This window comes from Bradyrhizobium sp. ORS 86 (assembly GCF_045571475.1).
In the GTDB taxonomy this organism is placed as follows: domain Bacteria; phylum Pseudomonadota; class Alphaproteobacteria; order Rhizobiales; family Xanthobacteraceae; genus Bradyrhizobium.
The window spans coordinates 83,977-107,436 of sequence record NZ_CP120700.1 but is presented as its reverse complement, the minus strand read 5'-3'; the positions used below and the strand labels follow the sequence as shown (position 1 = coordinate 107,436).

General features: G+C 56.9%; 17 protein-coding genes. 5 read left to right on the top strand and 12 right to left on the bottom strand.

The window, feature by feature from the left end; all coding sequences use genetic code 11:
* Positions 1-309 precede the first annotated feature (309 nt).
* Entirely contained in the window at positions 310-1,761 is a 1,452-nt protein-coding gene (locus P6U25_RS35920) for an oligosaccharide flippase family protein (RefSeq protein WP_407152779.1), read from the top strand.
* A gap of 144 nt (positions 1,762-1,905) precedes the next feature.
* Here P6U25_RS35920 and P6U25_RS35915 read toward each other — a convergent pair whose 3' ends face one another.
* From P6U25_RS35915 to P6U25_RS35890, 6 genes are all read right to left on the bottom strand, one after another.
* The gene (locus tag P6U25_RS35915) at positions 1,906-3,450 is read right to left on the bottom strand and encodes a hypothetical protein (RefSeq protein WP_407152778.1); all 1,545 of its coding nucleotides are present in this window, start codon (positions 3,448-3,450) and stop codon (positions 1,906-1,908) included.
* Positions 3,451-4,251: 801 nt separating this feature from the next.
* Complete coding sequence (locus P6U25_RS35910) at positions 4,252-4,500, bottom strand: hypothetical protein (protein WP_407152777.1); 249 nt, start codon at positions 4,498-4,500, stop codon at positions 4,252-4,254.
* Positions 4,501-5,381: 881 nt separating this feature from the next.
* Positions 5,382-5,642, bottom strand: a complete 261-nt coding sequence (locus P6U25_RS35905; RefSeq protein WP_407152776.1) for a hypothetical protein — start codon at positions 5,640-5,642, stop codon at positions 5,382-5,384.
* A 677-nt stretch (positions 5,643-6,319) separates the two neighbouring features.
* Positions 6,320-7,441: a GNAT family N-acetyltransferase gene (locus P6U25_RS35900; RefSeq protein WP_407152775.1), complete on the bottom strand. Its 1,122-nt coding sequence runs from the start codon at positions 7,439-7,441 to the stop codon at positions 6,320-6,322.
* 13 nt (positions 7,442-7,454) lie between these two features.
* Positions 7,455-8,285, bottom strand: coding sequence for a glycosyltransferase family 2 protein (locus P6U25_RS35895; protein WP_407152774.1), 831 nt, complete (start codon positions 8,283-8,285; stop codon positions 7,455-7,457).
* Between the two features lie 540 nt (positions 8,286-8,825).
* Positions 8,826-10,184 (bottom strand): glycosyltransferase family 4 protein, encoded by a 1,359-nt coding sequence (locus tag P6U25_RS35890; protein WP_407152773.1) that lies wholly within the window; start codon positions 10,182-10,184, stop codon positions 8,826-8,828.
* A gap of 385 nt (positions 10,185-10,569) precedes the next feature.
* On the opposite strand from P6U25_RS35890, the gene P6U25_RS35885 reads away from it, so the two are divergent.
* Entirely contained in the window at positions 10,570-10,887 is a 318-nt protein-coding gene (locus tag P6U25_RS35885) for a hypothetical protein (protein ID WP_407152772.1), read from the top strand.
* A 1,312-nt stretch (positions 10,888-12,199) separates the two neighbouring features.
* Here P6U25_RS35885 and P6U25_RS35880 read toward each other — a convergent pair.
* The gene (locus P6U25_RS35880; protein WP_407152771.1) at positions 12,200-13,690 is read right to left on the bottom strand and encodes an undecaprenyl-phosphate glucose phosphotransferase; all 1,491 of its coding nucleotides are present in this window, start codon (positions 13,688-13,690) and stop codon (positions 12,200-12,202) included.
* A gap of 271 nt (positions 13,691-13,961) precedes the next feature.
* Here P6U25_RS35880 and P6U25_RS35875 point away from each other — a divergent pair, with 271 nt between their 5' ends.
* From P6U25_RS35875 to P6U25_RS35865, 3 genes are all read left to right on the top strand, one after another.
* Positions 13,962-14,939 carry a heparin lyase I family protein gene (locus P6U25_RS35875; RefSeq protein WP_407152770.1) on the top strand — a complete coding sequence of 326 codons (978 nt, stop codon included), beginning with the start codon at positions 13,962-13,964 and terminating at the stop codon, positions 14,937-14,939.
* A gap of 127 nt (positions 14,940-15,066) precedes the next feature.
* Complete coding sequence (locus tag P6U25_RS35870) at positions 15,067-16,065, top strand: glycosyltransferase (protein ID WP_407152769.1); 999 nt, start codon at positions 15,067-15,069, stop codon at positions 16,063-16,065.
* Between the two features lie 474 nt (positions 16,066-16,539).
* On the top strand, positions 16,540-17,733 hold the full coding sequence (locus tag P6U25_RS35865) for a polysaccharide biosynthesis/export family protein (protein WP_407152768.1): 1,194 nt from the start codon (positions 16,540-16,542) through the stop codon (positions 17,731-17,733).
* A gap of 109 nt (positions 17,734-17,842) precedes the next feature.
* On the opposite strand, the gene P6U25_RS35860 is transcribed toward P6U25_RS35865, so the two are convergent.
* From P6U25_RS35860 to P6U25_RS35840, 5 genes are all read right to left on the bottom strand, one after another.
* The gene (locus P6U25_RS35860; RefSeq protein ID WP_407152767.1) at positions 17,843-18,628 is read right to left on the bottom strand and encodes a heparin lyase I family protein; all 786 of its coding nucleotides are present in this window, start codon (positions 18,626-18,628) and stop codon (positions 17,843-17,845) included.
* 146 nt (positions 18,629-18,774) lie between these two features.
* Positions 18,775-20,004: an NAD(P)-binding domain-containing protein gene (locus P6U25_RS35855; RefSeq protein WP_407152766.1), complete on the bottom strand. Its 1,230-nt coding sequence runs from the start codon at positions 20,002-20,004 to the stop codon at positions 18,775-18,777.
* Positions 20,005-20,085: 81 nt separating this feature from the next.
* The gene (locus P6U25_RS35850) at positions 20,086-21,039 is read right to left on the bottom strand and encodes an ATP-grasp domain-containing protein (protein ID WP_407152765.1); all 954 of its coding nucleotides are present in this window, start codon (positions 21,037-21,039) and stop codon (positions 20,086-20,088) included.
* Positions 21,040-21,572: 533 nt separating this feature from the next.
* Positions 21,573-22,379, bottom strand: coding sequence for a 4'-phosphopantetheinyl transferase family protein (locus tag P6U25_RS35845; RefSeq protein ID WP_407152811.1), 807 nt, complete (start codon positions 22,377-22,379; stop codon positions 21,573-21,575).
* A gap of 62 nt (positions 22,380-22,441) precedes the next feature.
* Positions 22,442-23,311 (bottom strand): hypothetical protein, encoded by an 870-nt coding sequence (locus P6U25_RS35840; RefSeq protein ID WP_407152764.1) that lies wholly within the window; start codon positions 23,309-23,311, stop codon positions 22,442-22,444.
* Positions 23,312-23,460: the final 149 nt, after the last annotated feature.

The window sequence follows — 23,460 nt, the reverse complement described above, 5'->3', positions numbered from 1 at the left end:
GGTAAAGTATGCTCCATCCGCCGAAAATTGGCCTGAAACCTTACGTCGTAGCTATACCATTGTGGTACTATAGATTTCACCATATCAGAATAATATCTCCATCGCACGCCGGCATTCCCGGCGGCTAAGATTAAGAGAAACTTCGCGGGCAGGCGCGAACTCAAGGGCTTATTGCTTTGCGGCAAACCGTGCCCGTTGCTGTGTCGATTTGCCGCCGGGCCGGACCACGACCAGGCTTCGATCCGTGGTGAGTTCCGTCGAGCCTTCTCGCATTCTATCGACGTCTACTTTTTCGGGGGGTGACGATTAATGGCTGGCGTGAGACGGGCCTTTTTCTGGGCAACGACCGGCCGATATCTCGTGATGCTCGTTAACCTTGCCGTGGCGTTCATCATGGCTCGGCTAATTGGGCCAGCCGCATTCGGCGTTTCCGTGATCGGTGGTGCGGCCTATGCGATCGCAGAAGCACTCCGTGAGCTCGGCGGCGGCGCCTATCTGATCCAACAACGCGAGCTAACTCTCGAAAAAATCCGCACGAGCGTCACAACGAGCGTCATAGCCTCTATCGCGATATCACTGTGCATGTATTTCAGCGCCGACTTGGTCGCGTCGTTCTATGACCTTCCCGAAGTGAAGCGTTACATCCAAGTCGCCGCCATCGCCTACGTCCTGGGTCCATTCATATTCCCTGTCTTCGCTCTCATGAGCCGAGAAATGGCATTCCGTTCCTTTGCGCTTGTAAATGTCTCGATGGCGGTCTCCGGTGGGGCCACAGGTATCACACTTGCACATTTGGGGTTCGGATATATGTCACTTGCCTGGGCGAGCGTGGCATCCACAGTTGTTGGAAGCGCTCTATGTTTTTTCCTTTACTCCAATCATTCGATTTATCACCCGACCCTAAGCGATTGGCGTAGCGTGTTGGGCTTTGGCGCGTTCGACAGCGCGACTGCTCTGATTGCCGCCATCGGCGAACAGGCCCCTTATCTGGTGATCGGTCGCGTGCTCGATTCAGCTAGTGTGGGAATTGCACAGCGCTCTGTCTTGCTGTCCGTTTTTCCGGAGCGTGTGATTCTTGCCGGCGTGAGTGCGGTGGCCCTACCAACTTTTTCTCGCAGTGTGCGGGAGAACTCGGATACGCGAACCACTTATCTCAACGCCATTGAACTGATTACCGTCATTCAATGGCCCTGCCTGATCCTTCTGGCTGCTCTTTCGACCCCACTGATCAAATTGCTGCTTGGAGCTCAATGGCTCGAGGCAGCATCGCTGGTCAAAGTCTTGTGCTTTGCGGCCGCCTTCTCCTTTCCCTTTGCGCTTCAGTATCCAATCCTCGTTGCAGTCGGCGGTGTCAAATCGTTGCCACTTCTCGTCGCAGGGCAAGCAATGTTGAACACTGCAGCCGTTGCCATTGTCGCGAAACAAGGCCTTTTCGCGATCGCATGGTGTTTGGCATGGGTGGTCCCCTTAAACGCTCTGGTTGCCGTCACAATCGTTCGTCGACACCTCCGATTCCGCTGGCGTGAATTTTTCGCCGCGTTGCGCAGCAGCATCGCCGTGTCAGTTCTGAGCGCGATCGGACCGGCCTTATTGATCTGGAACAAAGGCACCTCCGACTTGTCAATTGCAGCGGCCTTGGCTGGCACGCTCCTTTTCGCATTTGGCTGGAGCGCAGGCCTGATCTTGACGCAGCACCCATTACTTCACGAGTTACTGCGCGCCTTGAGACGGTCGAAAGCACTCTATCAACCAACTGTGTGATGTCCTTGCCAATCTCAAAGCTTTCGTGGTGCGCTGCCGACCAATGTAGACGGCAGGTGGAGTTGCACTGAGGCGATGCTGATCCCTCTGGCGGAAGGGTGCTGCAGGCCACCCCAGCAGAACCCGATCTCCGACCCGCAACACTTAAGGCGTCAAGGCGCTCATCAGCGTCCGGTGAGCCTGGCCGGACTGAGGAGCGCTCCTCAGGCAAGTGCGCAACCAATCCAGCATCACCACTAACAAAAGGATCGATACGGGTACATACAAGGCAGCTCCGTTGAGTTGGATGGTGCCGTGCCGGGCTAGCATCACTACGGCGACGGCGGCCAGATACATGAAGAGGTTGGCAAGAAGAAAGGACGTAGCCGTCCGCAAGGGGTTCGCAAGAACCAGAAGCACGAAGAATGAGGCATAGTAGCATCCAGGTGTGGTCATCACCATGATCACCACGACACCCGATGCGAACACCGTGACGATATCTTGAGATTTCCAGGCAAGGTGCAAGCAGGCCGCGATCAGCGCGCCACTCGCCAAGAGGATGAGCCACAAGTGCTCCCGTTCCGTCTGCGCAACATCGATGGCAATGCGCGTGTAGACATACAAGCTCGTCGGATCAACGAGATCTCCGCGCATATTGGCAAGGCTGGCACTGAGAGGAACCCTGAGCCCGACCGCGTTGGGTCCCATCACGCTGCCGAGAAGCGACAGTCGCTGGATTGATTCCAGCCACGCTTCCGGGCCACGCCCGGCCAGGCAACCGAGCACGATCAATGCGACGACACTCGCTGCAAATCCTAGCGCAAATTGGCCGGCTCGGCCTTTTTCCTCACGCCAATGAAAGATTGCAAAGGCTGCCAAAGGAACCATCATGAAAACGGGAAACACGCGGCAGCAGGCCGCGTAAGCAAGCAAAGCACCCGCCAGCTTGTTACGGCCGCGCTCCAGAGCGGCGGCGCATAGTAGCAGGGAGGCCAATACGTCCTGGCGCAGAAAGGCGCCACCGATCCAAAAGTAGCGCGAGCAGTAGCCTAAACCGAATGAGAGGGAGACCGCCGCCAGAACCTCCAGGCCGAACACACGATAGACTACGAGACCTGTGAACGCCAGCAGGAGGAAATCTAATGATGCGTAAGCCGCAACGGTCAGCCGCCGAAATGGAAACCAAGCCGTGACAGCGCGCTCAACTGCAACGTGGGCAGGAGTGGGATTGTAGCCGTGATCAAGAAAGATATCCGGGCGAATGCGAAAGTGCGTTGCGTCGTCACGAAACGCGGCCCATCGCGCATCCGAAAAGCGCGTGCGCACGTCTCGCTGCAAATCGGCGAGCTGTGCAATCGGGATCACTTCGTTGGTTTTCAGGTTGCGAACCCGGGCCGGTGGAACGAATTCCGGATCTTTTTCCTCGAACGCATCGAGCGTCGCGGCGTAAATCCCGTCATATCCAAGCTCCGGAAAGTACTTGGAGCCCAGTACGTAATGAAATTGATCCCAGATGTGGAACGCGGTGCCATCGATGTGCAAACCACCAAAATTGAGGTATCCCAGAGTTCCAATTACGACCAGACAGCACGAGAGTCGCGCTCGGCGCGGCTCTCGCTGGGCCGAGCGCATCCGCTGGAGCGCCCAAAGAACGAACAGCGACGCGAGAATCGCAATAGCTTTTAGAAGAGCTTCTTTAGGTTCGCTCATCTTGCAAGGCGTACAAGCCGGCAGACATTGTCCTCAGCGTTGTTCAGTGAGCGCCAACGAATTCCGCGGCCCGCTGAAATCTCGGCGAACAAGCCACGTCCTCGAAATCGAGCGAATCCAGCTTCGCGCCGGGGAGATCGGACGAGGCAGAACGTCCGCGCCCAGATTGACAGCACCAAACAACTACAACTGGCTCGCATACTCTCCGCATTTCTGAAGATCACCCTGATCGGAGCAATGGAAATAGGTCGGACACTCTCAAATACCGAAAGAATGGCGTATCTGGATCGCCATCCGATCGATTGCAGCGGTGTATTTCCCGCCCATGAACCGCTGGTCCGCAAAATAAAGTCCGACGAGTATAGCCAATCCGACTAAAATACCTTTCATTGATCGAGCTCCAGGTGAGCTGTGAGCTAGTATTCTTGAAAATACGGCTATGAAATACGTCTCCGGGATGTCCGCGACGATCAGGCAAAAATAAGCTAGGCCCGAAACTAACCTCACGGGTCAATTTCACGCTCCCATCACATTTAATCTCAAATTAAATCCCATCACAAGGGATGGCGAGGGCTAGCGAAGCAAATCGGGCGCCTCCCCAATCCAGGAAAATGGCCCGCCTCGATTTCTGGGGTTGGGATTTGAGGCGGGCCAAAGGCTGGCTATGCACCGGCTCTTTCGTCCGGACGCGGCCGCAACCTAACACCGACCCGGTTTGCAGACATGCCAATTTCTGGCATTAATTCGAGGAGCAAAGCAGTCCTATGTTGGATCTTACCGGCCCAACATCAAAAACGTGGTTCAGCGGACCAGGCGATTTAAATACGACACCACGAGGGAGAAGACTGATTGCCGATGATACGCGTCCACGAACGCATGAATGTCCCTGAGAACCAGCAACTCGAGCAGCTCCTGGAGCACGCGAGAGGCGCATTCAGCAACGCGATTGATCCCGAACTCCTTGATCTGGCTCGGATCGAAAAGGGTTGGATTTCCCAACGAGCTGTCGTTGAGGAGTATTATCGTCTTCTGGATCTCCGGAAGCGACAACCCGAGCTCCCGGAGCAGAGACGCTGGAAAGCACTCTTCGACTTCAGGAAATGGCTCGTGTCAGTCGTTGGGGGCTCGCTACCATGACCGGATTACTTGCAGATCAAGCACGCCCGGCCGGTGCTCCCAGACTGTCATACTTGGCCTCATCTCACTGGGCATGTAGGCTGCGCAGCACCGTAGAACACGGATCGACGGCCCCAAAAGCCCAGCGGGGTCAGTGTCCCTTGATTGACGAATGTCGTAGTGCCGAGGACGGGAGTGTCGGGACTGTCTACCCATCGACAGCCAGTGTGGAACGGGGCGTGGTAATATCCATAGTCGGGGCCCCAGGTGTAAGCAAACGAGCGTCCAATCAGGTGCACGCTGGAATCCCGGCGAACTCTTGCGTCCGCGGCAATCGGCACGGTCGCTATGAGCAATGCCAACAAACCTGTCTTGGCCAGGCAAGCGGCCACTTCCCTCATGACGATTCCCTTCCCCTAGTGGTGTTGCGCAACCCATAAGCTACCGCGTGTCGGCCGATTTGTCGATTTATATGCGCGATTGGCTACATTCGAGTGCTCTGCCGCATCCAAGGGATACGGCCACGCCAATCGGGCTCAATATCTGCAGGAAAGCTTTGGCTATCGGCCATGCGACCAGGCGTGGCCCGCGAGCTTGCCAAGGGCCGTTGGTCGGAAGGCTCGTCGATCCGATGAGGGATGCCGGCTGATAGCCGCCCGCCCACATTTCCACAGCCAAAGAGTCGATCGGTTGCCCCAACGACGTCGGGCAAGCCAATGTCCGGCCGGCTGTTGCCGCCAGGCGACAGTGTCACATAGGCCAGCGAGGCGCGGAAACGGGAGCGACAATGCTTGACCCGATTCCAACTCCCGATTTCATCGCATTGCGCTGTCGCCGATGTGCCGCGCCGCCGACGCAAGGAGATCAATTGCCGAGCGTTCCTCCGTCAAACGACGCTCGATGAACTGGCGTTCGAGCGGCGTGAGTGGCGTCGTCAGCAATTGACGGTACCGAATAACGTTGTTGTGATGCGTTCGCAGCCGCACGAGGTTCGTGTCCGCCTGAGACGCCCCTTTCGGCGCCTCGACGCCAACCGGCGGATTCTCATCGCAAAATTGGCCACCGATCCGATCCACGCCGGAGATCGGCGGGGTCGTGATTCCAGAATTACTCATTTAAAAAGTCCTTAGATGTAATCGTTCCATTTAACAGCAGATAAAGCGGTGGCGCAACCACAAGCGCGTCGCCTTGAAGCGTGGGGCATGGGCGACGGCTAACGATTAACCATAATTAGGTGATGCAAATGTGCTCGACAATTCTGTCGCCGTTGAACTTACCTTGGACACAGCGACGTAGGCGAACTCTCGCTAGGCAGGTCCACGGGCGCCTCATCCGCGGGATCAGTGCCGGCTTGCGTCCGCACAAAGTGCAATTCCCTGATCTCGCCTGGCATCATGGATAGAAGGAGACAATCTTGCGGTTTTAGCCCGAAGTCCGCCAGCTCGGCGGTTGCGCCGGCCGGAACGAGTGTCAACACCCGAGCGATTGCCTCGTCGCGCGGCATCGCCGCGGCCCACACCCGCACTTCACGATCTGCGGTCGCAACACGGATCAAGACGACTTCCGAAGCGTGTGTTTGGCCCATTGTTCTGACACCCCACACTCCAAGCAGCAGCCTTACTCTGGCAAGATTTTAGGGCGAAGCTGTGACTTCTTGCGGCTCTGTCCGCGAACCACTCGAGCGGCTTGCGCGGACCAGTTGGTCCTCAACACTTCCGGAAACACTCGCAGTTCTACCGGTCACCTGCCGGTGTCATAACATGGACTTGAGACGACCCCGCCGCCAGACTTCGGAGCGAAGTGCGAGCTGACTACGCATCGACGCTGTCGATTGAACCACGTCGTGAAACAGGATTTCGGTCGGAAGCCAGCGCAACTTCGACTGGTCGCTACCCGTGGAGAGATTCAGCAGAGAGAAGCCTCGCTCAATCGCCCACTTGATGATCTCGACGACGAGGGTGGTCATGACGCCATACTTCCTCCAGTCCGGATCATATCCCGAGAAGTAGAGATAGAGGTCTCCCCCGAGCACGAAAGCAATGCGGGAGGCAACGGCCTTTCCATCGACCTCGAGCTCGAAGAAGCGGACCAATCCGCGCGACGCCATCACGCCGATTACTTCATCGAGAAATTTTCGGCTTCGGGTCGTGTGAAAATTGTCGCGATGTTGCTTCATGTCGACAGCGGAGGAGCGCGCACGATGAAGCTGAAAGAAACGGCGGAGACTGTCGTCATCGATGTCCTCACAACCCACGGCACGCAAAGCAAAGCGGTGCCCATCGCGCTCAAGAAACTCGTATCCTTTCCTTATGCTTTTGCGGGTATTGTTGGAAAGTGTCGAATGTAACTCTTCCCACCGACTGGGCAGCTTTATGATGTAGTCGGGCAGCAGCCGCTCTGATTTCAGTTTGGCAGTCGACAACTGCCCGATCCCTTCAGCGCGAATGCCGCTCCATTTGAGCAGGTCCCAGTTTTTTTCTGTCTCGCTAAAGTGCCTCACCAGAGCGCGGAGCACTGCGTCCTGGTGTCGGACGTCACAGACGAGACCCCGGATTTCGGTGAGACTAGGGTCCGTCCCGAAGAACTGTATCTTGGACATACGCAACGGACCGACGCCTGGTTCGTAAGTCCGCATCAGTGGGGCAACCGCGACAAGTTCTCCATTCGCGGTACGAACCTCATGAAGGAAGAACTCATCCAGCCTCATCATGCCGGCACGAGAGAAATGCTTCCACCACAGTTGATTCCAGATCGGCGAGGTGAACGGTGTGCGCGGAGTGAGCTTGCGATCAAGGTCTTCCCACTCCTGCCAAAGGTGCTGGAAGGCCGTTGAATGTGACAGTCGATTGACCACCAACGTCGTTGTTTCTATCATTCGAATTTCGGGCTTATATGAATTTCAATACCGTGCGAGCAAATATCTTTAACGTGTAAAATTCGAGACTACCCCACACCGACTTGTACGTCGCATTGGTGTAGGTTTGCGCCGCGCGAAGATCATCAAGATCCCTCTGTGCAAGCACAGGCGCGTGCATGAGCGACGGGCTTCCAATTCGATATTTAAGTCCAACTTGCTCGAGGAAGCACACGTCAAATTGTCGCATGGCTCTTGCGTAGAGGTCAACGTCCTCGCGCAGACGAAGCCGGCGATCAAATCCGCCGAGCTGCTCGAGGCATCGGCGGCGCATGACGCCGGCGCCGCAAACCAATAAAGCCCAATGGAACATAAGACATGCCACGAAGGCTCGGCGCGAGCGAAGCCGCTTGCAAAAGGAAGCGAGCTTAGCTGCTTTCCGAAAGTAGGCTCGCTCATGTTCCAGTTGCTCAGAAGCGCAATCGCCGAAGGGGTCAATTCGGCAGAAAACAACACCGATATCGGGGTGTTGGGTAAATGCGCTCTTGACGGCCGCATAGTGGCCGTGGGGGACGACATCGTCGTCGTCGAGAAAGTGCACGAATTCCCCCCGTCCGTGAGGCCAACCCAAATTTCTAACGGCGCTCGGAAATCCGCCGGAAGGTTTGGGGTTGGCGAGATAGGTAATCCGCGGTTCGTTCATGCTCTCGACGACCTTTTCCGCGGACCGCTCCGGACTGTCGTCAACCACAATGATCTCAACCTCTACCTCGCGTTGCTCAAGCACACTTGAAATGGCTTCACGAAGTTCAGTTGGCCGGCGGAACGTAGGAATGACCACTGTGAAATCGACGCACTGCAACATTTGTCACCGAGCCAAAACGGCTAATTGTTTTCTGGAACTTGACTATCTGCGATTAAATTACCGGTTCGTTCAATGCGCCGTCAGCTACCCCTAATGGATTAGCCCGTTCCACGATTACGACCTTTCTTCGGCCATTGGGCAAAACGAAACAGCGATTGGCGTCGATTGCTGGCAAGGCAATGCAATCCCTGGAGCAAGTCGTGCCATCAGCACGGTTCACGCACTGCTCATCGGCTCTCGCCACCAAATCAATTGGCGGATCGTCTACTCGATCAAGCCGCGCCCGCCACTAACGCATAAGGATCGGCATTCCGAGCGTGGCTTTTGATAAATCGTAGCACCGTGGCGTGCCATCCGCATAGCGGGTAGGTTGTCGGATAGTTCCATCTTGCGCTGGATGGCGCGGCTCGCCGAAAGAGTATTGACGTGAACGTCGACCCTGCCCCCCAAAGGGGGAAGGGGCCTACGACGCGGCTTAGCACTGGGCGGCCAGAAATGGCGAAGCTTTGCCGCCGCTCCAACCCTTCGAAAGCCGATATTCTAGATCGATAACGCGGTTCGATAGCAGACCGCATAGCTCTCTGCGATCGCTGTCGCGGTAAAGCGAGAGCGCACCCGTTCGAGCGCACCTTTTCGTGCTCGCGCGAGAAAGTCGGGATCGCTGAGGAAACGCTCTATTGCTCGCACCAAATCGCGTTCGTCGCGTGGCTCGACGATGATGCCTGTCACACCGTCTTCTATGATGTCCGGAATTCCTGACCATCGTGATCCGATCGCCGGCAACCCTAGCGCCATGCCTTCGAGGAGACAGAGTGGGAACATCTCACCGGCCTCATAGCTCGGCAACACGACGACATGAGCTCGTCGCAGCAATGCCGGCACCTCGCGATGATCAACTTTGCCCGTGCAGTCGACAGTTTGACGCAAGCCGAGACGGTCGATTTCTGCTTCAATCCGAGTGCGGATCGGCCCATCACCGATAAAGACTGCGCGAAGTCTGGGATAACTAGGCGTCAGCTTTGCCAACGCTGCAAGCAAGTCGACGTGCCCTTTTCCTTCGACCATCCGGGCGACCAGCACAAGGGTGAGTTCCCCGGTGGAAGGCGCAGGCGCGACTCCCGAGAACAACTGCTCGTCGACACAGAACGGAATCACCTTTGCGCGATCGGGCGAAATACCCTCCCGGCAAAGTTCTGCCGTCGCGGCAGCGTACGGCATAGCAATGGTCGAAGCTATCCGCTTCTCAATCCACAAGGTGATGTCGGCGAGCAAGTCCCATTGAGGCTCGAACCAGCTCAACGTTCCGTGATGGGTGACCACGACGCGGGTCCGCGCCAGTGCAGCCGCGATGAAGCCGTCTAGGCAGGAAATCCCAACCGCCTGGATGTGAAGAACGTCGTTCTGTCCGAGCATCCGACGCAGCACATGGATCCGCCGCGCCCGCAGGATTGCGGTGCCAAGCTTGCGGAGAAATCGATGTTCGAACGGCCGTTCGGAAGGGAGGTCGTACACGCAAATGCCGAGATCGTTCGCGATGGTGCGCACGTCTTGTCGATTGCTCAAGTCCATCACAATCGACGGAATGAGACCCGCGCGCTTCTGGGCCGCGCAGAGCTGCAGGATGAACGTCTCGACACCGGTCATACCGAAATTTGTGCCCATATAGTGCAAGACCCGAACCTTCGAACGCGACTTTGTCGTCGTCACCTCTCCGCGAAATGCAGGCAGCGAACTTGCAGCAGCGAATGGCCAAAGGGTCCTGGGGACTCCTTCAGCAATAATCGCTTCCAGAGGAACCGAGATGCCGCCCAGCGGCATGAAGGTGAGGAGCGTCAGTCCAAGTAGTTCCGACATCTGCTCGAACGCGCCAAGTGCGGCAAAGATGTAGACAGAAACCATGACCCCTGGAGAAATTATCATCCGATAATGCCAATTGGTGAAAAACACACAGGTCTCACGTTCCGCTGAGCGCGTGTATGCGACCTAGTGGCGCAATCGCTTATCGTGTAACTAGTAGGAGAAGTCGATGGGATCATCGAGGGCGAGGACCCCGGTGCCACTCAGTAACTCCGTTTCAAGTAAGCAAGAAGGTCCATTGCTCGACAATGATTCCTTCGCCGGTCCGCGTGGCGTCGAGCTAACGGCTATTGTCGCGATGGGGTCAGTTAACTCGTATAGTTCATTTCGATTGCGAAATTCGCTCGAAGCGGGCAGGGCGGCAACGAAGAGTCTGGCAAATTCCGCGCAGGGGTGTAGACTTTGTCCTCCAAGCGAGGGCGTGGCTATGCGATACCTTGTGATTGCACTTCTGATGTGGACATCGTCTGCTCAGGCTCAGAACTGCCAGTTCGCGGCCGGCCAGGCTCAATGTGGGAGCGGCTTGTCGGCCAACGGCAATGGAGCCACCACTTATTGGAGCAACGGCGACGTCTCCCAGCGGTTTGGCAGCACCACCTATAATAGTGACGGCACGAGCTTCCAAAGCTATGGGAATACCACCTACTTCAGCAACGGCACGACGGCGCAGACATATGGCAACACGACCATTTTCAGCGATGGTCGCTCGTGCCAGCGCTATGGTGATCAGTTATTCTGTTACTAGGCGTGAGACGCTGTACCCCTAGCTTTTTGCAAGCGTCACCTTCACGCGTTTCGGACCACGATTTTCGAGCGGATTGCTAGGCGCGTCCACCTTGCCCACGAATTCGATGCGGTTCTCAAGGCGCGGCTCCAACGTCAACGAGAACATTCGGTTCGTTCGCAGCATTCGCTGGAACTGAACCTTGAGCAAATAATCCTATATTTGGCGAAGCATACGCGTCCAGGTCCAGCCATTGGGGCAGCCCGCTAGACCGGTTCCTCGCACCGTCGCCAATAAACCCCCTAGCAGTTTAAGGCCTTTTCATCACGCTGGCCCCGGAATGACCGCTGGTAAGCCAGTATTAACCCTATTTCCCTAAACCTTTACGCGAGATTAGCTGACTATTGGGCAATTTGCCGCCGATGACGCGATTGTTCCTGCTCCTCGTCGCGATTGCGTTGGATCTTGGTGCCTGCTGCAGGGGCCCAGCGGTCTATAGACCAACACTGGTCACCGCGACACATTCGGACGCCCTTGGCCGGCCACCCGTTCGGCGCGCTTCCTTGGTCAGAAAACATGCGGAGCCCGTGCAGAAGGTGGATGCAGTCCCCGCGGTTGTGAGGCCGACCGAGCACGTTCCCACCGATGAGGATTTGGCCAAGCTGAAACCTTATTCCAAGGAGTGGGGCGCCGCACTGGATGCAATGAATCGAGCTGCCGACGAAAGGTTGAAAAGGATTCTCATCATCTGCCGAGGCTGCTTGTCGCCGGCGCCCGCCGATCAAACGGGCTCAATCCCTCCATTGACCCAAACGGGGTGGATCGGAGAGCGATCATTGCAAGCAAAAGGGGCATTGGGTTCGAATGAGGTAACCAAATGACAGCCGGCGGCCATTCTATCGATGACTGTGGTGCCGCTTAGAGATCCTGGGTAGCCGAACGTTTCACGCCCGCTGCGGGTAAGCTGAGAGAGAGATGTCCTGTTTCAGCCGGTAGTGATCCATGCTCGGCGGACGCATCGCATCTCAGACGTGGTCACTTCCGTGGGCTCACCTCGTGCTGCCTTCGCAGTTCATCCAGATATCCCACGAGTTCGGATTGGCTTGTCTCGAACGACGGCACAGATGCACGGCTGCCAACGGCCGGACGGAGAAAGAAAAGCCCACTGCAAAGAGAGGCCACTCCTCCGGCAATGAGTGTCCACCCGATCGCCTCCATTCTCTCCTTAAGAGATGCGCTGAATCGCCGCCGATCGTACGCCCCGAGAGTAGGGGCCTAGGACATCCGGCCAGCTTCCTTTCGGGTAAGGTTCATGCGAGCAGGCACACCATTGCTAGTACGCGTTGCGCTGCTTGATCACTTCAACGAAGGTTTTGGCCAGGATTTGGATATCCAGCCTCAGGCTCCAGTTGTTGACGTACCAAAGGTCCAGCCGAACCCTTTCTGCAATTTTGTCGATTGAAGGAGTGGCCCCCCTCGCACCGTTGCACTGGGCCCAACCCGTAATGCCCGGCTTGACGTTCTGGCGAACCGCATAGTCGCGTAGCATGCTCTCGAACTGGACATCATGAGCCAGGGCGTGGGGGCGAGGTCCAACCATAGACATGGTGCCCATCAGCACATTGAATAACTGAGGTAGCTCATCGAAACTGGTTGATCGCAATATGCGTCCGATTTCCGTCACGCGGGGATCGTCACGCGTCGCCTGAGCGACCGCTGCGCCATTTTCCTGAACCGTCATGGTCCGGAATTTGAATATGGTGAAGCGCCTGCCGTTGAAGCCTTTACGATCCTGCCTGAAGATAACTGGACCGGGACTATCCATCTTTATGGCGATGGCGGTTACGGCCATAATTGGTGAGAAAAATACAAGTGCCAGCAGCGCCAAGACAATGTCGATAATGCGCTTCACGAATCGTTGAGCCTCACTAAGAGGAGCACTCTGGACATTGATCGCCAGCGACCGAACGCACTCGGATGATCGATTACTCGCCAGCGATCGAACACTGACATCTGGCAGCAGCTGCGCGGCGACCGGAAGCACTCTTATGTGATTGCGAACGAACTCAAGACGCGTCGTGTCTGTCCAAGGCAGCGCAAGCAGAATTTCTCGACAATCATGACGCCTCACGAAATCAATAGTTGACGTCATAACCGCAGCATCAGCAGATGCCGACACGGAGGGGTCTGCGTCGCTCAGCGTAAAGCTCTTAACTTCTCCCGCCCAGAATCGCGCCAATAATCGCTGGCTTCTTAAGCTTGCGATCTCATTGGGCATGCCGACGACAACCGCGTGCCGCCTTCCAACCGCTCTACGCGACACCGCTTCCCTGAGGATGATCTTCGAGAGGTATCGAGCAACGAACAGAGACATTGGCGCCAAAAAACAGAAGACGACGAACGCTCCTCGTGAATAATCGGGACCAATCTTGAGAAGAAATGCAAGTAGGACCAGCAGCAACGCCGTGACACACCAGCAAGAAATGATCTCGCCGGTGCCAAGGCGCGGGCTCATAGCGTCCAGGAAACTATAATGCCCCCTGCCTCCCATTCGGAGAACGTAGAGTAGCCCTGCAAGGATACCGATTGCGCAGTACGGCAGCAGATTGGGTAGACCGTGGCCGGTCAGGAACTGATAGCTGCTCCCAGCTCCGACACTAGATAGCAGTATGGTAAACAGATCTGCCGTAGATAATAGATAGGGGATTGCGTCTTCAGATATACGCAGTGGCGATCCCGCCGATGCCACCCCGAGCCGATCAACATCGTCGCGAACGTCAAAACTGTCTGTCAAATCAGCACCAGATAAATAAGCAGACAACAATCGCTAATTCGGGAATATTGATTTAAATGCTAGTTAACGTATTTTAGAACTATAGGCAAAAAACCGACGGCGCGCAAATAATTAATTAACCAACCCGATGTCCGAACCACTGCCAGCGAGCCAAACCCATGGGGTTGCTGCCACCATTTGCCGAGGGCTCACGGATGGCTCCGCACGCAATGGAGGAAAGAGCCGCCGCATCCAGTCGAGAGAGCGACATTTCGCTCGAGAGCCACGGCTCCGGGTTTTGGTTCGCCGCGGGTTTCACAAAATGCTTGAGCCGATTTGGCCGAAATGCACTTGCTTCCTGATTCTCGTTGCTGCGTTCGCGATAGTAAACGATGCTCGGGTGCAGGCAGGCGAAAAGGTCGGACGCTCGATCCGCTCTGCCGCTCCGATTCCCATCAAACTGTGTCCGAGTTCAGTAAGTGCCGGTCGACGTGTGGTCGATCGACTTGCGCCGAACAGATCTCTGCCGGAGGGCATCACGTTTGCGACGGACTGGAACCGGATCCAGACCGGCGGCTGGTACGGTCGTCAGGCCGTAGACGACTGTCGCATCCATCCCGACGGCTTTCGGACGAGTCACGGCGATATGGCCGTTCGCGTTGAAGTCCAGCCGCATGACGATCCGCTTGCACTGAATGCGAACAGTGAACGCGCTGAAATGTTTTCGATGCAGGACAGCGACGGCAGGGAAATCAGGGAAGGCGTAGCGAGCGGCACTCAGTACTACGCTACAAGCTACTACTTTCCGACCAACTGGAACGGACAACAGCTACCCTGGTCGGCATTTTCGCCCATCGACTGCGCAACCGAGCATCAGAATGCGTGCAACAGTTGGTCCTATGTCTGGCAATTCTACGGGTGGGGCAGCCTCGCTGCCGCGCAGCGGACAATTGATGAACCCCCGACATACACATTTAATAATGTGAGACTATCGGATGGAGGGCTGGTAAGTTTAGGCAAGTGGACCGATTTCATTTTTGAAGTGGATTGGACTTCCGGAACCTATGTGATTTGGCGGCGCGACGAAGGAAACGATCGGTTCAAGTTGACACTTCAGGGGATCGCGGCTGTTCCTTCCGGTCAACGAATCTACGTCAAGCAGGGCCTTTATCGCGGAGGGAAAGTCGGGGGCCGAACTGACGTCCTGTGGATCGGACCGACGGTTCGTGGCTCGAGTTTTTCCGCAGTGGAGCGACAGGCGTTCGGCACCAGCAGCGAGGCCGCTCGTGACCGAGAGTAGCACCGGGGCGGCTTCATAAAGCACATTGCGCTAGATCGCTTGATATGTTGGTCGTTCAATGTATCTCGGATAAAGGCTTCGCGACTACTATTTCAGCCCTGCCTCGCGGGGGTAAGAGAATTAGCCCATGGTCAAGGTCAGTATCATTATCAAGACGCTTAACGAACAGGCGAATATTGCAAGAGCCACGAAAAGCGCGCTTGCTGCGGTCGAGGATTGGAAGGGCGAGGTCGTTGTTGCCGACAGCGCTTCGACGGACAATACAGTCGCAATTGCAAAAGAGTTCCCGACATCGGTCGTCGTGTTGGAAGAGGCTTCCGAGCGAAGATGCGGTGTCGGACCCCAATTGGGCTATCAGCACAGCTCCGGTGAATACGTCTACGTCCTTGATGGCGACATGGAGCTCGATGCTGAATTCCTCCGCAAGGCAGTGTCAATTCTGGACTGTGAACTGACCGTAGCGGGCGTTGGCGGATACATTCAGGAGATGCGAGCCGACAATCTCGAGCTTCAGGGCCGCATCAAGCGATTCCAGCGTGCACGCAGAAAGAACCTTCTGGATGTTGATTGCCTCAACGGAGGCGGTCTTTATCGGCGCACCGCGATTTCGGAAGTGGGTTACTTCTCTGATCGAAACCTCCACGCTTTTGAGGAGTATGATCTCGGAGCACGGCTTAGAACGAAGGGCTGGCGCCTTGTGCTGCTGGAGGACAGGGCCGTCGATCACTATAGCTATGCGATGGGAACGTGGCGATTGCTGTGGCACCGCATTCTGAGCGGTCGATTTCTGAGCGCGGGGGAGTTGTTTCGCGCAGCACTGCCTGGCCGATATCTATCGCGGCTACTCAGAGAAGTCCGCATCGTGCCGCTCTCGATCGGCGTCTGGGCCTATTGGGCGTGCTCGATCTTGGCTGCCACATTGACGGCCCCGGTCGCGGTGCTCTTGACTGCACTTGTGGCGCCCGTGGCGGTGATGGCGATCCGGACAAGGTCGCTCAATTTGGGCTTTTTCAGCGTGCTTACCTGGCATCTTTCTGCAGTGGGATTTGTCCTTGGCCTACTCAGGAAGCGCAATCCTCCGGCCGACCCGATCCGCAGCAAGATCATTCAGTTGGTCGGAATCTGAGCACGATCAGTCGCTCGAGAACACAGTCAAGCTGTTCGCGACGATAGCTCCATTCCGGCCGCCTCGTGGCTTGTTCGACTGAACTCACGACTCCTGGTGGAGTTCAATCCGCCCACTTCGCCGCCGCCGACACCTTGCCGGACCTAACCCAACAAGGCTGATGCATAACCGGAGGCAGTCCATTCCAACACCAGTCTGACTAGGTGCGCCGCAGCATAACGGGCGCTCAACGAAGATCGCCACTAGCGGAGCATTTACCCGAATCAGCTAGGGTCAACGGATAGGCCTCGTTCTGGCCTGCAACCGAGCCAGAGGCCGCCTTCGCCACGGGATCGGCTCAGGCGGGCCGCGAAGCTAGGTTTTAGTGTGCTTTTCGGGAAACACCCATTTGAAAATATTAAATTTTCAGCTCCCTGCCATCCTACTCCGACGCGGCGCCGTGGTAGAGCGGAGTTGCAATTGGGGGTGAGGGGCATGGGTTTCCGCCTTGGATTTTTGACTGCGCTAATTGCTTTGGCACTCGGTGGGTGCGGGGTTACGCCGGTTGCCGGACCGCAGAGCTGGGATATTGCGTCCGGTCAGAGCAACGTTCCCTATGCCCTCGTGCGCTTAAGGCCTGAGGTCCTCAACGTTCTCGCTGCCCATGCCCCACGGATTGCAGGCAGGATCGCCGACCAGCGGGGGCCCCAGACGGTCGTTGTAGGTATCGGCGACATTGTGGGTGTGACTGTCTACGAAACGGGCGCCGGCCTTTTTGTTCAGAACGAAACGGGGGTGCGCCCCGGCAATTTCTTCACCGTTCCACCCCAGGCGGTGGGCGTCGACGGCAACATTACGGTCCCGTCGGCGGGCTCCATACCTGCCAAAGGGCGCACCATAGCCGAGATCGAGCGCGCCATTGTCAGTGCCCTGAAGAACCGCGCGCTTGCACCCAGCGTTGTCGTCACTCTGCTCGATCAACGCTCATCGGCGTTCACGGTTCTGGGTGACGTGCGCAGCGCGGGTCGTTTCCCGGTCAATCCCGGTGGCGAACGTATTCTGGAGGCGATAGGGCGGGCAGCCGGACTGGTGGGGGCAGGCAATGAATCGTGGGTCGTCCTTGAGAGAGGCGGCAAGAAGGCCGCGACTCCCTTTGGCGCCCTTATCGATGAGCCGGCAAACAATATATATGTCCGACCGCGCGACGTGATTTACGTGTTTCGCGAACCGCAAACGTTCGTCGCCTTTGGCGCGTCAGGTCGTCAGGGTCAATTCCCGTTCGAAGCGTGGCGCGTTTCCCTTTCTGAGGCGATTGCAAAGGCCACTGGCCTAAGCGACCTCACGGCCGATCCTGCAGCGGTCTTCGTCTATCGCGGGGAAACGCGCGAGGTCGCGTCACTCATGGGGGTCGATGTTTCGCAGTTCGATGGGCCGGTTATCCCGATCATTTATCAAGTCGATTTGAGGGATCCCGGGGGCTATTTCCTCACCTCCAGGTTCGAGATGCACAATAAGGATGTGCTCTACGTCTCGAACGCTGCCTCGGTCGAATCCACAAAGTTCATGAATTACATTCGGACGATCGTGGCAACAGCTCAGGATCCAGTCACACTTGCGAACTCCATAAAAGCCTTGAGCACGGGTACGGGAGCAACCATCGTAACACAACCAATTCCGGCCGGACTGTAGACTTAGGAGATCATGCGGCCTGGTCCAGCGATATGGACAGCGGTGCTTGATGCTCTCTCTGCCTTCACGATCACGTTTCGGCCTGAGCTAACTCGTGGCTGACGTGATGCTATTTGACGGGCAAGGGCGCGGTTATCCTTGAAGTGAGGTCGGTCGTGCCAATTTCCATGTTGGCGAACTGAATGGCGAACGGCGTCGCGATCGGACCGTAACCGCGATAGATTCCGAACTTCCAATAGGCCTCGTTGCCAGTTGCACCGATGGCTCCAACGAATTGAACAATCTTGTTGCCGTCGAGCCAGACGTCTAACTGACCGCCATCGGCCCCACCCTCACGCAAATGGAATACGAGATTGTGCCACTGATTGCGGTTCAATGGCCCGCTGTATCGCACATTCGTCGCTGGGCGCGGACTAGCGGCCTCGCTGTAAATGATCAGTCGCCCCCGTTTGAAATGTATGTGAAAGGGCCTGATCTTGGACCCATGCATCTGGCTGATTGCCGTCCAGTCTGACTGATAGTCGGCACCGGGCTCGATGAACAATGCGTAAGCGCCCCAAATATCGGCGCCGTGGGGAAATCTGCGCTTGTAACCATCCAGTTCAGAACGTTCCTTGTTTTCACCGGACTCGCGATCCTCCGCCCATTCATCCCCGGCACGGACCTCGAACCGCGTGATATCCGTCGCACTTGCTGTCGATCGACCAATACTCCAATCACTCATGGCGGATTCGGGCACATAGTTGATGCCCCGGATGTTGATAGGAGCTTTCGAACCAGCAATCGGTCGCCAGCCTGTCCGTTGCGGGTCTTGGGCCAGGGAAATGCAAGTCAACGACAAAACCGCAACAATGGATACCGCGGCTGCGGAAAACGTCTTTTGTGCGTTTTGCATGCTCTGCCTCTCACCAAAGGTCGCAAGTCAACGTGGAAGATGGCTCCTGGAAAGCGGGTCACCTCGGTCACTTCTGGAGCCCGCGCCATCGGCCTGCGCTCGGGAGGCATCAACGGGCCACGATGACATCAGCGGCGCCTAAGCCCTCAATGAGCCGGCTGATGCGCCAGCGTTCGCTGCTGGCCTAGTGCTTGTGTCAGGCGTCGGGCTGCATAGCCGGCTCCGAATGCAAAACGCATGACCGGACCAAAGCAGTTGGCTGATAGGGTGCCCAGAAAGTAGAGACCGGGAATGGACGCTTGAAATTCTCTAGAGAGTACTGGAGTTCCAGCAGCGGTCTTCAATCGAGCCCTGATTTCCTGGCTAAGGAACGGCAGCCTTTGAACATCGAGCTTGTAGCCGGTCGCGGCAATAATGTGTTGCGGCTCGACCTTCAGCCTTGCGCCGTCAGCCGCTCGCAGCTCGAGCCTGATCCGATCCCCTTGACGTTCGGCTCGCTCCAAAATGCTCCCAAGAAGCAGGCGTGGACCATTCTCCACCTTCTTTCGTATAAACCAGGCTCCGGCCGGTCCATGCGACCTCCGAACCACCCTGTGGCGCAGAGTGCGGGGCAGTTGACGAAACAGCCAAGGCGCGTCGCCATATAGCTTGTAACGCCAACCTGGACCGATTCCGCTCATGGGCTTCCTGATTTGCTGCCACGTCGATCTGGAGAACTCCCTGATCGAGTCTGGTTCCTCGTTGAAGTTCAGCTTGTCTCGTCGCGCAATCATCTGCACATTCGCGCCGAGGTCGTAGAGCAACGCGGTGATGTCTGTGGCCGACGAGCCCCCACCAACGACCACGACGTCTCGTGACCGAAAGCACGTCAAATCGTGGTGTTCCGAACTGTGGGTCAGAAGTTCGGACGGAAGGCCTGCGAGGGCAGGAGGGACATACGGGAAATAGGAGATGCCAACGGCCACCACGACGCGCCCGGCCGTTACAACCTCGCCATCTTCCAGGGTAACAGAAAATCCTCTCGGATCGCGCGCGATACTGGCCACGTGTCTCTCATCCAGCTCGGTCACCATCGCATCCTTGAATGCAAGCCCATAGGATACGAACGTCTCCAGACCGACTGGTATTCCGATGTCCGCGTAGGCAATGCCTTGCTTGGCACAAAAGTGCTTCAGCGTGAAACCATCGTTAGGAGCGTACAGGTCGGATGCAAAGCCGTCGGACTTCAAGTACATGCCACGCGGCATTTGCCGCTTCCAGAAGTCCATCGGTTTCCCAAAAATTCGGAACTCAATCCCCCTTGCGCGCAAATGCGCGGCGAGCGACAGACCGTACGGACCGCAGCCGACAATCACAACCGGAGAGTATGAATTCATTGGGTAACCCTTGGATCAGAAAACTTGGACAACGAAAACGCTTACGTAACAACAACCGGTCAGCGACGCTGACCACTTAAATCAACTCGCACGCCCGGGTTGCTCCGGATATGAGTCCTTGCTCTGCTCTGTCAGACGGCTTTGTCGATTCTGGCGTCTCATTCCTAGTCTCTTCACAAAGCCCATCTTCATTGCGGACTTCAATAGCGCGAGAACCAACTGAGGATCATCCCAAGGAACATCAATCTGGGCCGCCCCGAACCCGTATGTCCCCGACCTCTGTATCTCCTGCGGGAAGAGAGCAATCAGCCCGCGCATCTCCTCGTCGCAACCCTGCAATGGTGACGGCTTGCCAGTCATCTGTGCGTAGAGCATGGCAGCTAGATCCGCTGCTCCTCCCCGCAAATAACAGGCCGGAGTAACTCGCGGGTTCATCTCGATAAACCATGCGCGGTTCTCCGAATCGAGAACGAAGTCAAATCCGATCAATCCGGACAGCTTCAATCGACGTACAAGTGTTTCAACGGTCTTCGTCATCTCGGGCAAGTCGACGATCTCGACCGTGGAGGCAGGTCCAAAGGTGTACACTGTCTTATGCACCCGTACGCTTATCCCCGCGAGCACACGGCCATGCCAGCACAACACAGCCCGGTTCGCAGGCCAGCCACTGACAAACTCCTGCAGACACACGCCGGCTCCGTCTCTCGCTCGCGAAGGAGCTGCCGAAAGCCAGGTCCACCTCCCGATAAACTCTCTCAGGGCCGTCGGCCAACCGCTCGGCAACCGGAATACGCGGATTGCGGTCTTTGCCTGTTCAGGATCCTCGACGATACGTACAAGCTTGCCTCCCCACGATCCATCCGCCTTAACCAAAATGGGGTAACGGACTCTCTCGAGGACCTCGTCGCATCCCTCATGCGCAACCGAGATTGTCTTTGGGCAGCGAACTCCGAGCGCCGCGGCCAACCGCAGCAATTCAGCCTTTCTCTCCACGATCTCGAAGCCGTCGGGTGCCCCAAGCGATCTTTCGATCAAACGACAGATCATCTTCGCGTGGTTTGTCTGTGGACCATTCCCGCACTTCGCATGGATACGGTGCAGTTCCTTGACGGACGGATCATCGGTGCAGATCAAGAGCTCCGGCGTACATTCCTGGATCGCCCGAACGATTGAGCTCGCACGCGCTCCCGGGCGATAGTGGAAGTGTCGATAGACCGCTCGCGTCTGGGAAACAAACCCTCTCCTTGGCGAAATCGCGGCGACCGCGAATCCCGCATTCGCTAGCGCCAACGCGACACGCGCGGGGATAGGCCACCGCTTAGTGGACACGATCAGAACACAGGGCGTAGCTGCACTCATTGCCGGCGCCATCATCAACTTGGCATCAGACGACGCGGACCAGGACCGACCTCCGTCGCCAAAATCGGGCGTTCAAAATTCCTCATTCGTCCGACGCCGCATTCCAAATTTCGTCAATCTGCCGCGCGAAGCGTTTGGTGGGCACTAGTCACTCCCAAGCTCTACCAACAGAAGTATCCCGAACCGCTTTTGCACGGGTTGAACGAGGCTCATATCATCAGCATATTGGCATCATGTCGAGATGTTCGCGTCCCCTCGACGAACTCGAACGTCTGGACTCCTCCCGTCAAATTTGAAGCCGCAACCGCGGAAAATACGCTTCCCTCGGATAAGTCCATTATCTGAATCATCTTTTCCTCGGACGCCTCGTCCGAACGCCATTGCATCTCCCAAGCACCAGCGCGGTCCAAGGGGACCGTGAACGCGTCAAGCTTTACTGAAAGCCCAACGCCCATAGCTTTCACCAATGCCTCCTTGCGGGTCCAACATCGAAGGAAGCAATGCAATCGGCTCTCGCCTTCAAGTTCAGAGATCACCTCGAGCTCGCGTTCGCTCATCACGCTCTCGGCTAACGAGCCAATGTCGGGAATTCTCACCCCATCGCTATCCTCCACATCGACCCCTACCGGTTGGTCGATCGTGACAGCCAGCAATGCCGTCGATTTGCTGTGAGCCAGATTGAAGTGCAATCGGCCGTCGCTCGGCCCGTCCACTGCCGGTTTGCCGTTCTCATCGACTTTTATAGCGACGCCGGCAGGCTCAATCCCGAGATAACCGCCCAGCACCATCCGCAGCAAAAGCCTGCTTTGACAGAAGCGTTCTCGATCAGCAGCAAAGCGAAACGCGTCGGCCCGCCCACGCTCGTCGTCGGTCATCATCTGCCAACCGCGCTCGGCCAGCTCACCATCAGCGAAGCGCAGCCGCCAGATATCGACCGCTCCGCGCGCGGGCCTGGCTCGCAATTCGACGGCTTGCTTGCCGCCGACCAGCCTCAGCTCTGCGTCTCGATAGTGCACAGCCAAATCGAACTCCTCCGTCACTCGAATTCGCGCCAACTGCAAGGCGGACGCGTCTCCGGCTAGCCCCTTCGGCTCACAGCACCCCTCTGGTCGCCAACATCCGCGACGACGGGACCGGGCGCGCATTCGTTAATCCACTCGCCGACATCGATGAATTCTACAGCGTCATGCGACCTCAGAAAGCCGAGCACGTCGTCGACTGCACGCCACACCGGCTCGTTGTGCGCCAAATGATGGGTCAGCAGACCGATCGGCGTATGGGGCGATCGAATGCCCAAGCGTCTGCCTCGCAAATGCTGAACGAGTTGATCGGCGACAACCCTGGCACCCTGCGCCGTCCTTGCGCTCCAGTCGATGAGGTCGACGTGAACGTCAATCCGAGGGCTGCCCTTGAAATGAGGAAGCCTGATTGCAGCGTTCCACGGCATACACGAGCCGATCCGCAGGAGCATCCGCTCCAATTCGTTCGGCATGAGAGACACTCCGAAAAATCCGATGCTCGGCAGAGCTTTGGTCAGGGCGGGCGCGATCCGATTGAACGGGGGCACGAAGATGGGCTTCGACGTGCCAAAGTGCTCTTTGAACAACCGTAAAGCGAACTCCGCATCGCTGATCATGTCTGAGATCGGGCGATCGGGCCCAAATTCGGCGGGCCTCTTACCGCTGTTATAGTTGATGTGTTTCCAACCGTGACACATCGGATAGAACTGTCCCGGATTATCGCTGATGAACTCGCACAACCCTGGTGCGATCTTGCCTGGAATGATCGCCAGCCCGATCCTCGTATCGAATTTTGCAGCAACGTCGCGCAACCGAACCAGATTCTCGGACACCTCGAACGCGTCGTCGTCGCGAACCCACAACCTGGCCTTTAAACTCGCGTCCGCCCACGCATCCAGTTCACGGCGAGCCTCGTCCCAAAGATTCATCTTTTGCAGTCTCACAACGTACTAATAGCGAACCCAGGGTTCGATTGATGGCTCATGACAATTGCGTGCAGCGTCTGATCCGTAGCCGCGGACGGGCGGGATCCGCCGATCGGCGCGTAATGCCGCAACTGCGGCTTCTGCATCTAGCT

Coding starts and splice junctions, on each gene's coding strand:
- P6U25_RS35840 (WP_407152764.1), bottom strand. CDS start 23,311: ATGAATCTTTGGGACGAGGCTCGCCGTGAACTGGATGCGTGGGCGGAC.
- P6U25_RS35895 (WP_407152774.1), bottom strand. CDS start 8,285: ATGTTGCAGTGCGTCGATTTCACAGTGGTCATTCCTACGTTCCGCCGG.
- P6U25_RS35860 (WP_407152767.1), bottom strand. CDS start 18,628: ATGCAAAACGCACAAAAGACGTTTTCCGCAGCCGCGGTATCCATTGTT.
- P6U25_RS35865 (WP_407152768.1), top strand. CDS start 16,540: ATGGGTTTCCGCCTTGGATTTTTGACTGCGCTAATTGCTTTGGCACTC.
- P6U25_RS35875 (WP_407152770.1), top strand. CDS start 13,962: ATGCTTGAGCCGATTTGGCCGAAATGCACTTGCTTCCTGATTCTCGTT.
- P6U25_RS35855 (WP_407152766.1), bottom strand. CDS start 20,004: ATGAATTCATACTCTCCGGTTGTGATTGTCGGCTGCGGTCCGTACGGT.
- P6U25_RS35870 (WP_407152769.1), top strand. CDS start 15,067: ATGGTCAAGGTCAGTATCATTATCAAGACGCTTAACGAACAGGCGAAT.
- P6U25_RS35900 (WP_407152775.1), bottom strand. CDS start 7,441: ATGATAGAAACAACGACGTTGGTGGTCAATCGACTGTCACATTCAACG.
- P6U25_RS35885 (WP_407152772.1), top strand. CDS start 10,570: ATGCGATACCTTGTGATTGCACTTCTGATGTGGACATCGTCTGCTCAG.
- P6U25_RS35890 (WP_407152773.1), bottom strand. CDS start 10,184: ATGGTTTCTGTCTACATCTTTGCCGCACTTGGCGCGTTCGAGCAGATG.
- P6U25_RS35920 (WP_407152779.1), top strand. CDS start 310: ATGGCTGGCGTGAGACGGGCCTTTTTCTGGGCAACGACCGGCCGATAT.
- P6U25_RS35915 (WP_407152778.1), bottom strand. CDS start 3,450: ATGAGCGAACCTAAAGAAGCTCTTCTAAAAGCTATTGCGATTCTCGCG.